This window comes from Aeromonas sp. ANP5 (assembly GCF_963870295.1).
GTDB classification, from domain to species: domain Bacteria; phylum Pseudomonadota; class Gammaproteobacteria; order Enterobacterales; family Aeromonadaceae; genus Aeromonas; species Aeromonas veronii.
Genome location: NZ_CAWMRY010000010.1, coordinates 19,450 through 34,251 on the forward strand (window position 1 = coordinate 19,450; position 14,802 = coordinate 34,251).

8 protein-coding genes and 2 tRNA genes are annotated in these 14,802 nt (G+C 59.9%); 5 read left to right on the forward strand and 5 right to left on the reverse strand.

The genetic code is table 11. The features are described 5' to 3' along the window. Window positions 1-32: 32 nt before the first annotated feature. Window positions 33-3,833: an autotransporter assembly complex protein TamB gene (gene tamB, locus AACT07_RS07895; protein WP_069527096.1), complete on the forward strand. Its 3,801-nt coding sequence runs from the start codon at window positions 33-35 to the stop codon at window positions 3,831-3,833. A gap of 176 nt (window positions 3,834-4,009) precedes the next feature. Here the strand turns inward: tamB and AACT07_RS07900 are convergent. Both AACT07_RS07900 and AACT07_RS07905 read right to left on the reverse strand, forming a co-directional pair. Next, window positions 4,010-4,094: transfer RNA gene (locus tag AACT07_RS07900), tRNA-Tyr, on the reverse strand. A 34-nt stretch (window positions 4,095-4,128) separates the two neighbouring features. Next, window positions 4,129-4,213, reverse strand: a tRNA-Tyr gene (locus AACT07_RS07905). A 124-nt stretch (window positions 4,214-4,337) separates the two neighbouring features. Between AACT07_RS07905 and AACT07_RS07910 the strand changes: the two genes are divergently transcribed. Then, on the forward strand, window positions 4,338-4,847 hold the full coding sequence (locus AACT07_RS07910) for a VC2046/SO_2500 family protein (RefSeq protein ID WP_069527195.1): 510 nt from the start codon (window positions 4,338-4,340) through the stop codon (window positions 4,845-4,847). Between the two features lie 111 nt (window positions 4,848-4,958). Here AACT07_RS07910 and hpf read toward each other — a convergent pair whose 3' ends face one another. Continuing rightward, a complete protein-coding gene (gene hpf / locus AACT07_RS07915; RefSeq protein ID WP_005334257.1) occupies window positions 4,959-5,297 on the reverse strand; it encodes a ribosome hibernation-promoting factor, HPF/YfiA family in 339 nt (112 codons plus the stop codon). Between the two features lie 368 nt (window positions 5,298-5,665). Between hpf and AACT07_RS07920 the strand changes: the two genes are divergently transcribed. From AACT07_RS07920 to AACT07_RS07930, 3 genes are all read left to right on the forward strand, one after another. After that, complete coding sequence (locus AACT07_RS07920; protein ID WP_069527097.1) at window positions 5,666-8,170, forward strand: putative bifunctional diguanylate cyclase/phosphodiesterase; 2,505 nt, start codon at window positions 5,666-5,668, stop codon at window positions 8,168-8,170. Window positions 8,171-8,269: 99 nt separating this feature from the next. Then, on the forward strand, window positions 8,270-10,171 hold the full coding sequence (locus AACT07_RS07925; protein ID WP_069527098.1) for a transglycosylase SLT domain-containing protein: 1,902 nt from the start codon (window positions 8,270-8,272) through the stop codon (window positions 10,169-10,171). 177 nt (window positions 10,172-10,348) lie between these two features. Next, the gene (locus AACT07_RS07930) at window positions 10,349-11,347 is read left to right on the forward strand and encodes a LacI family DNA-binding transcriptional regulator (protein WP_069527099.1); all 999 of its coding nucleotides are present in this window, start codon (window positions 10,349-10,351) and stop codon (window positions 11,345-11,347) included. 77 nt (window positions 11,348-11,424) lie between these two features. On the opposite strand, the gene AACT07_RS07935 is transcribed toward AACT07_RS07930, so the two are convergent. Next, complete coding sequence (locus AACT07_RS07935; protein WP_069527100.1) at window positions 11,425-12,489, reverse strand: 3-deoxy-7-phosphoheptulonate synthase; 1,065 nt, start codon at window positions 12,487-12,489, stop codon at window positions 11,425-11,427. A 126-nt stretch (window positions 12,490-12,615) separates the two neighbouring features. Further along, window positions 12,616-14,568 carry a TonB-dependent receptor domain-containing protein gene (locus AACT07_RS07940; RefSeq protein ID WP_069527101.1) on the reverse strand — a complete coding sequence of 651 codons (1,953 nt, stop codon included), beginning with the start codon at window positions 14,566-14,568 and terminating at the stop codon, window positions 12,616-12,618. Window positions 14,569-14,802 lie beyond the last annotated feature (234 nt).

The following is a 14,802-nucleotide window of genomic DNA, read 5'->3' on the forward strand; positions in this document are numbered from 1 at the left end:
CTGCGGCTGTATCTTGCGCGGGGGTCTGCATTGTGATCTGGCTAAAACGCATTTTTCTCTGGCTGATGGGGCTGGTGTTCCTGCTGCTCATCGGCGTCAGCCTGCTGGGTTTTACCCATCAGGGCAACAAGTGGTTGTGGCAACAGGCCAAGGGAGCGCTGCCTTCTCTCAAGGGGGAGCTGGTGGCCGGTCAGCTTGGCTATGGCTGGACTCTGGAAGGGGCCGGCTGGCAGGATGCGCTGGTGGATGTCACGGTGGATCGCGCCGTGCTCGATTGGGATCTGGGCAAGTTGCTGCAGGGAAAGCTCTGGATAAAATCCCTGGCGGTGACCCATCCGGTGGTCAAGGTAGCTGACTCCGAGCCTGCTCCGGAAGAGCCTTCCGAACCCTTTGTCTGGCGCCCGCTGCCACTCAAGATCCAGGTCGACAGTCTCAAGGTGGTCGATCTCGATCTGGCAGTGCCCGGTGTGGCCGTGACGCTGGGGTCCCTTGATATCGGCGCCACCCTCAATCGCAAGGGGCTGATTGTGCGCGGCCCGGTGCTCGATAACCTGACGGTGACGCTGGATGATGCGGCACCCGCCAGCGCAGCCAAATCTGCCAAGCAGCCGGCCGCTAACGAGAAGCAAGCCGGTGCTGCGGTGGCGCGCAACGACAAGGCCAGCGCCAAGACAGCCAAACAGGGTAAAGGGACGCCAGCTGCGAATACGGCAAAGGCAGCCCCCATTCTCCTGCCCGCCATTCACCTTCCTTTCCCCATCCAGCTGGAAGGGGTCAGTGCGACCCGGGTGCAATATAAGCAGGGCGAGCTGATCGAAGGGCTCGACAAGCTGCTGCTGTCGGCCACTGCTGCCGACGATCGCATCGAGGTGCGCGAGCTCTCGCTGCGCCACGCCATGGTCGATCTGGCGCTCAAGGGACACATCCAGCTCAGTGACGACTACCCGCTGGCGGTGACGCTGGATGCCAAGGCCCGCAAGGGGCTGCTGGATGGCGAGCTGCAGGGTGAGCAGGCCACGCTGGCGCTGAGCGGTTCGGTCGGCAAGCTGGGGTTGGCGTTGTCGGCCAAGGGGCCGGTCGCCGCCAATCTCAAGGGCTCGCTGGCCGCCCTCGACCCGGATCTCCCTTTTGATGTGGCCCTCGACTGGAAGAGCCTCGGCTGGCCTCTTCACAAGCCTGCCAAAGATGAGCCGAGCTATCGGCTGGGCAAAGGGAGCCTGACTGCCAAGGGCAAGCTCTCCGGCTACCAGTTTGCCCTCAATACCTCCGGCAAGGGGACCGATGTCCCCCCCTTCAAGCTTGCGCTGGACGGCAAGGGGGATCTGGAGCGGCTCAGCAAGATCGCTTTGCAGCTCAATGCTCTCAAGGGGGAGCTGAAGCTCGATGGCAAGCTCGCCTGGAACAAGGGGATCGAGTGGCAGGGGACCACCCTGTTCAAGGGGATCAATCCGGCCGAGCTGCTGCCCGAGCTGAAAGGGACGCTGGCCGGTGAGCTGGAGAGCCGTTTCGTGATGAACGAGGCGGGTCACTGGGAGCTGAAACTGCCCAAGCTCAAGGTGGATGGCAAACTCAACCAGTACCCGCTGGCCCTCAAGGGGGAGCTCAGCGGCAACGACAAGATGGAGTGGCAGATCCCGGCGATCTCGCTGCAAAGTGGCCCCAACCAGTTGCAGGCCAAGGGCAGTATCAGCAGCGCCCAGTGGAAGCTCGATGCCAACCTGCAGGCTCCCCAGCTGGGGGGCATCTATCCCGGCCTGAAAGGGGATATCAAGGGGCAGGTGAAGGTCAGTGGCAATCAGCAGACGCCAAAAATCGATGCGGATCTCGCCTCCGAGCGGCTCTACTATGCCGGCACCGACCTGAAGGGGATTAGCCTCAAGGGCAATGCGGTGATCGGCGCCAAACCGGCCGGTGAGCTCGCGTTGTTGGTGGCGCAGTTGAAACAGGGCGAAACCAAGCTCAGCCAGCTGGCCCTGAACCTCAGCGGCGATATCAGTCAGCATCTGTTGACCCTGACCATGAAGGGTGACCCTGTTGCGGCCAACCTCAAACTGGGTGGCGGCGTGCGCGGGGATCACTGGCGCGGGGCGCTCTCCGAGTTGCGGCTGAAAACCCCGCTGCGCCGCTGGGACTTGAGCTCCCCCTGGGCGCTGGATCTCGATCTGCCGCGTCAGCGGCTGGCGATGGGGGATCTCTGCCTCGGCTCCCAAGGGGCCAGCCTCTGCGTCAAGGGGAGTCAGGTCTCCGCTGCCCAGGGTACCCTGGAGTTTGCCCTGAGCGAGTTTGATCTCAAGCGGCTGCGCCCCTGGTTGCCGGACAACTTCCGCTGGCAGGCGATGCTCTCGGCCGATGGGCGTGCCAGCTGGCGTGGCAATCAGCCGACCCTGCATGCGGTGGTGCGCACCACGCCGGGCACTTTTGTGGCAGATGGCCTCAAGACCGACTATCAGCAGCTGGCTCTGGCCCTGGATTTCGAGCGGCAGCAGGCGGCCATTCGCCTCGATTTTGCCTCCAAGCAGATCGGCAATATCGATACCGATCTGCTGATCAGGGAGCCTGCCGGTCGCGGTCTGCTCGGCGGTCAGCTCAAGTTTGACGATCTCAAGCTCAATACCTTCGCGCCGCTCATCCCTGAGGTGCGCTCCCTGCAAGGGATCATCTCCGCCGATGCCCGTTTCGACGGCACGCTTGCGGCGCCCCTGCTGTTTGGTCAGCTCAACCTGCGTGACGGTGAAGTGCAGACCCACTCCGATATGGTGACCCTGACCAAGCTGGTGACCCGCCTCAAGATCGAGGGCAACCGCGCCGAGCTCGATGGCTCCATGCTAGTGGGCAAGGGGCCGCTGGCGTTGGGCGGCTGGCTCAGCTGGGCCAAGATGCCGGTCAGCGGCAGCCTCACCATTCAGGGCAAGGATCTGGAGGCGCAATATCCGGGCATGGGCCGGGTCAGAGTCTCGCCCGATATCGCGGTGTCGCTGGGGGAGGAGACCCGGATTACCGGTCAGGTGGATATTCCCTGGGCACGTATTCTGGTCAAGAGCCTGCCGGATTCGGCGGTGGCGGTCTCCGACGATGTGACTGTGGTCTATGACGATCTGCCCCCGGCTCCCAAGCAGGCCAGCCTGCCGCTGGCGATGAAGGTGGCGATCCGCCTTGGCAACGATGTGAAGCTTGATGCCATGGGGCTGAAGACCGATGTTTCGGGCGGCCTCAATATCCGTCAGGATCCCGAGAAGCCGCTGGCAGGTAACGGCCAGCTGGTGCTGACCAACGGCCGCTTCAAGGCTTACGGTCAGAACCTCATCATCAAGGAGGGGCGTATCCTCTTCTCCGGTCCGCTGGATCGGCCCTTCCTCAACATCGAGGCCAACCGGGATCCCGATACCATCGAGGGTCAGGTGACGGTCGGGGTGCGGGTGACTGGCCCTGCCAGCAAGCCGGAGATCACTGTCTACTCCGAGCCGCAGATGGCGCAGTCGGAACAGCTCTCCTATCTGCTGCGCGGCAAAGGGTTGCAGACTGGCGGTGAGGATGGCGGTTTCAACGGTCTGCTGGTGGCCGGAGCGGTGAGTCAGGCGAATGGCGTGGTGTCGAGCATCGGCGAGTCGCTCGGGATGAGCGATGTCTCCCTCGATACCGCGGGCAGTGGTGACAACACCCAGGTGACGCTGTCTGCCTATCTGCTGCCGGGTTTGCAGTTCCAGTACGGGGTTGGGGTTTTCAGCCCCATCGCCGAATTCAAGCTGCGCTACGAGGTATTGCCACGGCTCTATCTGCAGGCGATGAGCGGGGTGGCTCAAGCAGTCGATATCTTCTATCGCTTTACCCTGTAACGCGTCACTCTGTAACAAGGCAGAGATGAGAGTAAACGGGAGGCGCAGGCCTCCCGTTTTTTATTGCGCAATCGACCGCGGGCAAGCCGTGATAAAGGTTGGCAGTGCAGAGGGAGAATGGATTGCGATGGGCCAAAAATGCGAAAACCCGGCGCTAGGCCGGGCTTTCTGAATGATGGTGGAGGGAGAAGGATTCGAACCTTCGAAGGCAGAGCCGTCAGATTTACAGTCTGATCCCTTTGGCCGCTCGGGAACCCCTCCACGGGGTATTGCTTTCAACTTGTCGCACTTGAAATGGTGGAGGGAGAAGGATTCGAACCTTCGAAGGCAGAGCCGTCAGATTTACAGTCTGATCCCTTTGGCCGCTCGGGAACCCCTCCACAAGTGCGAGGCGCATACTAACAGATCTTCCGGTTTTGTGAACCCCCAAGCAGGATTTTTCCATTAAAAGAATTGGATTTGTGGCCGATAACCAGTGAAATCGCCATTTTCGAGAGTTATCTCATGCTGCCCAGTTCAATCCGTAATCACCTGCTTGTTGATGAGGGCCAGTTGGGGCAGCGCCTCAACCGTGACCTGCAGCATGGGGATCGGGCGGATTTCCGGTTGCATCTGGCCCTGCTGACCGACGCGGTGGAGGAGCAGCCCTGGTTTGATGCCAAACCGGCGGCCACTCCCCAGAGCCGTGACTGGCGTCTGCACTTTGCGCTGAGACCGGCAGAGGTGCTGGTGGCTGAAGGGGCGGGGAGTGACTGCAGTGCCATCAATGAGCGGTTGCAGCAAGGGGGAAGCATGGTGGATGTACGGCTCTGGCTGGCGCTGCAAACACCGCCGCTGGCGGTCAAACAGCCACTGCTCGATGAGGCGGTCTACGACAACCTGTCACCGCTGGCGCGGGAGCGGTTGCAAGGAAAGCTGGCCGATATTCCACGCCAGGAGGATCCGCTGGTATTGCTGCCGATCCTCGATCGTTTGCAAGAGGGGATGGATACCCGGTTGCACTGGCTCAGTTGATGGCGCCTGTTCACTGGTGTAACGCGATGCTTGTCGGCAAATCACAGGCAACAAAAAGGCGGGTGCCCCCGCCTTTATGCTCTTTGGAATTTTTAGCCTTGCGGCATGCAATCAAGCGTCAGCTTCATCCGGTTGCGGCTGCTCTTTGAGCGCGGCATTGGCACGACGGGCAATCGGCTTTTCGGTGTGACGGTTGAGTTGGCGCTCCAGTTTTTGCCCCAGTTCGTTGATGGCGGCGTAGAGATCCTCATGCTCTGCCTGGGCAAACAGTTTGCCGTTGGGGATGCCAGCACTGGCTTCGACAGTGAACATCAGACGCTCTTTGGAAACAATCACATGGGGTGTGATGAGAGGCACCTGAAGACGTTCGAGCTTTTCAAAACGGGATTCGATGCGCTCGCGGATAGCCGGGGTGATGTCGATGATTTTGCTGGTAATTTCGATTTTCATATTGGCCCCCTTCGGGTCGTCTTGCTTGTGTCTTCACCTTCAGATTACTCATTGGTAAAGATTGAAATGTGATCCATGTCACATAACCTTCCCTTGGCTATTCAGCAACTTATAAATTGTGATCTTTTCCGGTTTCGTGCCAAAAACAGCTTGAGCTCCATGAAACTGGCAGGCAGTATGACGGGAATAGGATCGTTTCTGTCCCTTCTTGGCAGCACTTCGTGTCGACCTCATGTCCGGTTTCCACTGCTTGATATCGCATGTTTGTACTCTTCCCTCGCAACCTCTGATCTGATGAGCGGATGCTGGGGGCGTTGCTATGCCTGATTGGACATCAAACGTGGTTGGTTGTTGTGTTGGAGTGGTAAATGAAGCAGCAGGCCACGCAAGTCATGTGGTTTTTCGATCGGCAACATGATCAGTGGAGTCTCTCTGATCAGGGGGCCTACCAGCAGTGGCAAGGGGAGGGCAATCATCCCTGGGCCGCTCGCCTGTTACCGGAAGATGAGGCAGGCTTTGCCGACTTTCTCGTCCGGCTTCATGAATCACATCTGCCTGAACAGTTCATCGGTCATCTGAAAGATGATCAGGGGCAGCTCAACCATGTGCTCTGGAGCGGCCAGTTTGTGCCCACCCAGCAGATCTGCTGTGGCTGGCTGGCCCCTCTTGATACCGCCAACAGTGCAGTATCCTCTCTCAACCTCTCTTTGCCGTTGCTGCAAACCACCCTGCTCACCCAGTTGGCGCAGGCGCTCTCTGCCCGCACCGGGCTCGATTTCTTCAATACCCTGGTCAGCCAGCTGGCCCATATCCTCAAGGTGGATACGGTCTGGGTGGGTGAGTTGTGCGGTGCCGACCGGGTCAAAGTGCTGGCCGCCGACGGGCTGGCGCAGAAGGACTATCCGCTGGCGGGCTCCCCCTGTCAGGAGCTCTACAAGCAGGGGGCCATCTGTTTCGAGGTGATCGACGAGTCGCAGGAGTATCAACCCTGGCTGGCGGCCGGGCAGACTTATTATGGTCAGCCGCTGTTTGATGCCAGAGGCCAACTTCTGGGCCATCTGGCGCTGCTCTATTCGGCCCCGGCAGATACCAGCAACCTCACCTCGGTGCTCAATACCTTCTCGGTACGGATGGTGGCCGAGCTGGAGCGTCTGCAATCCGATGCCCAGATGCGCCTCTCTGCCGTTGCATTCGAGACCCACGAAGGGATCATCATTACGGATCCGGGGTTCAAGATCCTGCGGGTCAATAACGCCTTCAGCCAGATCACCGGCTTTGATAGCCAGTCGGTGCTGGGCCTGCATCTGGAAGAGGATCTCTGGCCCAATCTGGGGGGGCTCGGCTACGAGCTCAATACCCTCAGCCGCTGGCAGGGGGAGACCCAGCGTCGCCATGTCGATGGTCACACCTATCCCCAGTGGGAGATAGTGACACCGGTGCAGGATGAAAAAGGGGTGATCAGCCACTTTGTCATCTGCTTCGAGGATATCTCCGAGCGCAAGGCGGCCGAGCGACGCATTCAGGATCTCGCCTATTACGACGAGCTGACCGGATTGCCCAATCGCCGTCAGCTCCACGAGACTCTGGTGCAGACCTTCAACGAGGCGACCCGCGACGGTCTGATTGGCGCGCTGCTCTTTATCGATCTCGACCACTTCAAGACCATCAACGACTCCCTCGGCCACGCCACCGGTGACTGGTTGCTCAAAGAGGTCGCCGCCCGTCTCAAACGGCTGGTGCGACAGGGGGATTGTCTGGCCCGCCTCGGTGGTGACGAGTTTGTACTGCTGCTGCCATCGCTCTCGGCCAGCCCGCCCCAGGCGGAGATGCAGGCCGATATCATTGCCGAACGGCTTATCACCGAGATTGCCGCTCCTTATAGCTATGTGGGGCAGGTGCTGCACATCGGCGCCAGTGTCGGCATTACCCTGTTTCCGGATCGGGAGCAGGGGGTTGATGATCTGCTCAAGCAGGCGGATACAGCCATGTATCAGGCCAAGTCCGCTGGCCGCAAGACCCGTCGCTTCTTCGATGCCTCGATGCAGCAGCAGGCGGATCGCCGTCTGCTCATTCACAACGAACTGCGTAACGCCCTCAGTCAGCAAGAGCTGACCCTCTATTATCAGCCCCAGCATATGGTCGATGGCGGCGATATCATTGGTGTCGAGGCGCTCATTCGCTGGCAGCCGGCCGGTCGCTCGCTGGTCTCGCCGGCAGAATTTATCCCCATCGCCGAGGAGACGGATCTGATTGTCGATATCGGCAACTGGGTACTGCACGAGGCGTGCGCCCAGTATGTGCTGTGGGAGGAGAACGGCATCCATATTCCGCAGATCTCGGTCAACGTCAGTGCCAAGCAGTTCCATGCCACCGACTTTGTCGAGCGGATCCACGATGTGTTGGCGCAAACCGGCATGGATCCGGCCTGCCTCAATCTGGAGATCACCGAGTCCGTGGTGCTGGGCCATGCCGAGGACACCATCAGCAAAATGACCGAGCTCAAGGAGCTCGGCATCAGCTTTGCCATCGACGATTTTGGCGCCGGTTACTCCTCCCTGAGCTACCTCAAGCGGCTGCCTGCCGATGAACTCAAGATCGACCGCTCCTTCATTCAGGACATCCCGAAAGATGGCGACAACATGGCCATCGTCGAGGCGGTGATCGCCATGGCCCGCCATATGGGCTTTAACGTCACGGCGGAAGGGGTGGAGTCCCGTCAGCAACTGGAGTTTCTCAAGGCGCAGGGGTGCAGTTTCTATCAGGGCTATCTCGCCTCCAAGCCGCTGCCGGTGCCCTATCTGGAGAAATATGTACAGCGGCTGACCAGACCGGAGCAACTGCGCGAAATACAGCTGAGTGAGGCAGAAAAATAGTCCCTGCTCCCCGCTGTAGCGCTGCCCGGCAACGGGTAGAATGAGAGGCAGTAGACCCACCGCCACCGGGCGGTGTATTGCCCTCAATGGAGATGTTCAGTGAAAGCTGTATGGGGAATTGTTTTGTCGGCGCTGTTTGTGCCGACCCTGATGGCGCAGACTGCCGACCAGACGCTCTACCGTCAGGCGTATGACGCCGTACGGGCCAATGACCAGGCCCGTTTCCAGCAAATTCGTGCCCGGTTGACCCATTATCCCCTGTTGCCCTATCTCGACTACTATCAGCTCGCCTTTCGTCCGGGGGCGGCGGATTACAACGATGTGACTCGCTTTATCCGCCAGCATGGGGATACTCCCCAGTCCAACAGGCTGGAGCGCAGTTATCTGACCTATCTGGCCCAGAGCCAGCAGTGGTCGCAGTTCCTGCGCTTCTATCCGGTCAAGCCGAGCTCCACCGACCTGCTCTGCATGCACTATCAGGCGCTCTATTACACCGGCAAGCCGAAAGAGGCGTTGCAGGGGGCGGGCAAGATCTGGATGAGCGGCCAATCCCGTCCCGATGCCTGCTCACCGCTGTTCCAGCTGTGGCAGGCATCGGGTCAGCGAACCCAGGAGAAGATCTGGCAGCGGATGACGCTGGCGTTCGAGGCGGAAAACCCCAATCTGATCCGCCACCTTGGCTCGACCCTGGGTAGCGGCTTGCAGAGCTATGGCGATCAGATGGTGACCCTGTTCGAGCAGCCAGCCAAGGCGATGAACCCGGCCTATTTCAGCAGCAATCCCTATTCCCGCAAGCTGCTCTCCCTCGGCTTGACCCGCTATGCCAATCAGGAGCCTGAGTCGGTGCTGCGCCAGCTTGCGCTGTTTCGCAGCCGTTTCGGCCTGACCCAGGCCGAGGTGAAACCGGTAGAGCGTGCCATTGCCCGCCGCCTGCTGCTGGATCGTTCCATTGCCCAGCGCAGCTGGGTCGACAGCACGGTGAAAAAGCTGGCGGATCCCGACATTACCGAGCTGCGGGCGCGACTGGCCATCTGGGAGCAGGATTGGCGTGGCCTCTCCGGCTGGGTGAAGATGATGCCGATGGCCCGTCAGAAAGAGGATCGCTGGCGCTACTGGATGGCGCGCTCCCTTGAAGTGCAGGGGCAGCAAAAACCGGCGCGGGATCTCTATCTGGAGACTGCCAACCTGCGCGGTTTCTACGGTTTCATGGCCGCCCAGCGCACCGGGGTGCCTTATCGCATCAAGAACCAGAGCGTCAAGCATGTACCGGACTGGCGTACGGCCAGCCAGCGCTGGCCCTTCCTGTTGCGGGTGCGCGAGCTGCTGTCGATGAACGAGATTGCGGCGGCCCGCTCGGAGTGGATCCACAACATGGATCGCAATCCGGTGGCCCAGCGTATCGAGTTTGGTCATATCGCCCTCAATCAGGGGTGGCACGAGCTGGCCATTCTCGCCAGCATTCGCGCCGAAGCGTGGGATGCCCTCGACCTGCGCTTCCCGCTGCCGCTCAAGCGCACCTTCTCCCAGATGGCGCAAGAGCGCACCATGAACACCAGTTTGCTCTATGCCATTTCCCGTCAGGAGAGTGCCCTCTATCCGCTGGCCCAGTCGCCGGTGGGGGCGCGCGGTCTGATGCAGCTGATGCCTGCCACCGCCAAAGAGACCGCCGGCAAGCTGGGGGTGCCCTATCGCAACGAGCAGCAACTGTTTGATCCGACGATGAATATTCGTCTGGGAAGCGCCTATCTCAAGCGCTTGCTGGATGTCTATGATGGCAACCGGATCCTGGCGGCGGCCGCCTACAACGCCGGGCCAGGACGGGTAAAACGCTGGCGAGAGCAGAGTGACAACAAGCCGATGGACGTGTGGGTCGAGAGCATCCCCTACAAGGAGACCCGCAACTACGTGCAAAACGTGTTGTCGTTCGATCTCATCTATCAGCACAAGCTGCAGCAGCCGCTGCGCTTCATGTCAGAGCGGGAGCTCAAACACGCCTATTGAGTCGGGGGCCGCCAGCCGGCCCCTGTTTTCAAATTTCCCTGCTGCCGGGTATCATCGGGTAAGGTTTTGTTACCAAAGGAAACATGCCTGGTGACCTGGCTCCGGGAATTGCATCAGGCCGCAGGGTATACTCGGGCGTCGGCACCGACAGGTTCCCCCACAATAAAGGAATGGATAGTGGCAACGATTAAAGACGTTTCTCAGCTGGCAAATGTGTCTATCTCCACCGTGTCGCGGGTTATCAACAACACGGCACAGGTAGCACCGGAAAAGCGTGAGGCCGTACTGGCGGCCATGAAGGAACTGAATTTTCGACCCAACAGTTTTGCCCAGGCACTGGTCAGCAAGCGTTCCAACTGCATTGGCGTGCTGGTTGGCGACCTCTGCGGCGGCCCCTTCTTTGCCCAGATGATGCGTGGCATCGAAACCATGGTCGATCAGGCCAACAAGTTCACCATCGTCATGTCTGGCAACCACGATATCGCGCGCGAGCGTCACGCCATTCAGGCGCTCCTGCAGCGCCAGTGCGATGCGCTGATCCTCCACAGCAAGGCGCTCCCGGACGAGGAGCTGAGCGAGCTGGCGGCTGGCTCTACCCCCATCGTTTTCATCAACCGTCAGGTGCCGGGCTTTGAGGATCGCTGCGTCTGGCTCGATAACCAGGCGGGGATCACCACCGCGTGCCAGCACTTGCTGGATGCCGGTCATCGCAACATCGCCTTTATCACCTCCGATGATGAAGAGTTTGTCGATGGTCAGCAGCGGATGGCCGGTTACACCCAGACCCTGGCCAGAGCCGGGATCGCCTTTGATCCTGCACTCGTTAGCCGCGCCTATGCCGACGAAAATGGCGGATATGTGGCGATGAGTGAACTGCTGGCCCGTGGTGTCGAGTTCACTGCCGTGCTCGGTTTCAACGACGGTATGGTGGCGGGGGCAATCTCTTGCCTGCTGGAGCGGGGTTACAAGATCCCGCAGCAGGTGTCGGTGGTGGGGTTCGACGATATCCCCTACGCCCGCTACATCTATCCCAAGCTCACCACGGTGCGCTACCCCATCGAGGAGATGGGCAGCCGCGCTGCCGAGCTGGCGCTGCGTCTGCTCGATCACAAGCCGGTGGATGGCCTGGCGCTCAAGTTTGAAGCCCAGCTGGTGGAGCGTGAGTCAGTCGCCTGACGTGCGTCAGACAGTGAACAACAAGGTGGCCCCATCGGGGCCACACTCTTTTCTGCGTTATCTCTCTAATCCGCCATTTATCCCGCCAGGGCGACCCGCTGCTGACGGCGCGCCTCAACCACTTCTGCCACCATATCGAGCAGTTGCCTTGTCTGTTCCCAGCCGATGCAGCTATCGGTGATCGACTGGCCGTAGCGCAGCGGTTTGCTGCCGATATCCTGACGCCCTTCGCAGATAAAACTTTCCACCATGATGGCGGCGATGGCATGGCTACCAGCACCCAGCTGGTCGGCAATGTCACGGGCAACCAGCAGCTGGCGGGCATGCTGCTTCTGGCTGTTGCCGTGGCTGCAATCGATCATCAGCCGGGGTGACAGATGCTGCTGGCGCAGCAAGTCTCCAGCCTCTGCCACATGACAGCTCTGATAGTTGGGCTGCCGGCCACCGCGCAGGATCAGGTGGCAGTCGGGGTTGCCATGGCTGCGCACCAGTGCCAGCTGGCCATCACCGGAAGGTTGGGTATAGAGGTGGGCCGCCCGGCTGGCGAGGATCGCCTCGACTGCGATCCGGATATTGCCATCGGTGCCGTTTTTAAAACCGATGGGACAGGGGAGAGCGGAGGCTAGCTGGCGGTGGAGCTGGGATTCGGTGGTGCGGGCACCGATGGCGCCCCAGCTGATGAGATCCCCCAGATAGAGCATGCTGGTGAGATCGAGAAATTCGGTGGCACAGGCGAGCCCTTCCTGTCCAAGTGCCAACAGTAACTCCCGGGCCTGGGTTAGTCCCTTTTCCAGTTGATCGCTGCCATCGAGGTCGGGATCGAAGATAAATCCTTTCCAGCCGAGCGTCGTGCGCGGCTTTTCGAAATAGGTGCGCATCACCAGTTGCAGCTGCTCCCCGTATTGGCCCTGCAGTTCAGCGAGCCGGCCACCATAGTCGCGGGCGGCTGCCGGATCGTGAATGGAGCAGGGGCCGATCACCAGCAGCAGGCGATCATCCTCTCCCTGCAGAATATGGCGGGCTTGCTGGCGGCTGCGTGCGATCTGGCGAGCGAGCCGTGCCGGACAGGATCTGGTCTTTAACATCTCGTCAGGGGTGGGCAATGTGGCAAGGGGTGAAGCATTCAGAAGTGAGGTGAACATGAGCGATCCTGATGACAAATGGAAATCTGCATGCTCTTTGCTGTCCAGTGGGGATCTTCCCCTTATTCTCTTGGTTAACAGAACGCGGGCATGGGCCCGCGCTCTGTTATATCGACCTTGGCTACCTTAGAAGCGGGCTGAGCCGCTGACGTAGTAGCTGCGACCCGGTTCGACGTTCTGGAAGACAGTATCTTTCTCTTGCAGGCGCACGTCGGTCAGGTTGTTGATCCCCAGTCGCAGGTCAAAGTTCTCGGTGACCTTGAAGCCGGTGCCGAGATCGAAGGTCTGATAGCTGGGCAGCTTGTGCAGTACGACAACCTTGTTGACGGTCTGCTCGGCAAACTGGGTGCCGGTGTAGGTGGTGCCGACAAAGGCATTGACCCGTTCGGTGGCCTGCCAGGTGATCTTGGCGTTGGCCTTGTGCTCAGGCCGCTCGGGCAGAGCCTGGCCCTGATCGCCTTCCGCCTTGAGGTAGGTGTAGTTGGCGCCAAGGTTGATATTGTCGGTCAGATCGAGCTTGCCGGTCAGCTCCAACCCCTTGGTGGTGGCTTTCTCCAGGTTGTACCAAGTGCGGTCAGTGGAGTTCGGCAACTGCTTGAAGGTGAGCATGTCGTCGATGTCGGAGTAGAAGAGGGTGGCGCTGGTCTCCCAGATCCCTTCTCCTGCGATGACACCCAGCTCGTAGTTGGTGCTGGTTTCCGGCTTGACCTTGTCGCTGCCATAGATGCGGCAGCTGCCGCCGCAGCTCTCGATGCTGTAACCGCTGGAGTACTGGTGCGGCGCCGGTGCCTTGAAGGCCTGGCTGACACCACCTTTCACTGTCACCACATCGTTCATCTCATAGACCAGATAGCCGCGCGGGGTGAAGTGGCTGCCGTAGATCTCGTGGTGATCGTAACGGCCGCCCAGCGTGAAGGTCAGGCTGTCGGTCAGGCCAATTTCGTCCTGAGCAAACAGCGCCTCCTGAGAGTGGCTCTCTTTGCCGCCGATATCCTTGTAGCTCACCGCATCCACCAGCTCCCGATCCAGATATTCACCACCCAGGGTCAGGTAGTGGTTGGCCAGCGCCAGGTTGGTATAGCCCTTGAGGGTCAAGGTGTTCTCTTCCAGCTCCCGCTGCTGTGGGGCAGAGTAGCTGGTGTTGAAGTCGTCGATCTGGGAGGTCTCGTAGTTGGCCATGACGGTGGTGTCACCCCAGCTCCAGTTCCCCTTGTGGGTCAGCCCAAACAGGTTGCGATCGTTTTGCTGCTGGCGGCTGTGCACCTTGTTGCCGGTTTTGCGGAAGATATCGAGAGGCCGCTCATCCTGGTTGTAGAGGTAATCCAGCTCGAAGCGCTGCTGCTCATCCACCAGCCAGCTCAGGGTGGAGGCGAAGTTGCGGGTCTGCTTGGCTTCGATAAGGGGGATGCCGTCAGCAGCTTCGGTGGGGGTCCAGGCTTGACGGTCATACACCTCGCCGTTCATCCGGATCAGCAGGTTGTCGGTCAGCGGGCCGGTAAAGCCCAGGTTGGTTCTGTGCTGATCGCCGCCATCCTTGCCCTCGATGGCTTTGAAGTCGGCATCGGCCGCCCCTTGCCAGGTTTTGCCCGGCTGCTTGGTGATGATGTTGATGACACCCCCGATGGCATCGGAGCCGTAAAGTGCCGACATGGGGCCACGGATCACCTCGACCCGCTGGATCATGCCAAGGGGCACGGGAGTGTTGTCGAAGTTGCCGCCGCGCCACAGGGCATTGGAGGAGGAGAGGCGTTTGCCATCCACCAGCACTAGCGTGTACTTGCCGGACATGCCGCGAATACCGATATCGCTGCGGCCATTGGTGTCAGCTTCAGCCTGAATGCCCACTTCGTGGCGCAGCAGGTCGGCAAGGTCATTGACGGGCGCGGCGGCGATCTGTTCGGCCGTGATGACCGAGATGGAGGCCGGTGCCGAGCGGGTATTGTGCGCCGTGGTGGTGACGGTGATCACCTCATCGGCTTGAGGGGCGTTGCTGGCGGCGATCGCTTGCTGGGTCAGCAGAGTGACGATGGTAGTGGCCAGCAGGCTGGGAGCAATAAAACGGGAGGTTGAGGATTTCATTATTTACATCTTCCATAATATACAAATGATAAGCGTTATCATTATCAAGTTGAATTTGCTCCGATCGCAACTCTTTTTTATCGGCGAAGCTCAGTTTCGTTCGTCACCCGCTTTTGACTAAAAAGAAGTTAATGAAATTGATTCTCATTTGTATTGATCGTTTTTTCGCTCCTTGTTAGGATGCCGTTCACCCTGATATCAGGTGAGTCAAATGACTCACATTAAGTCGTATCA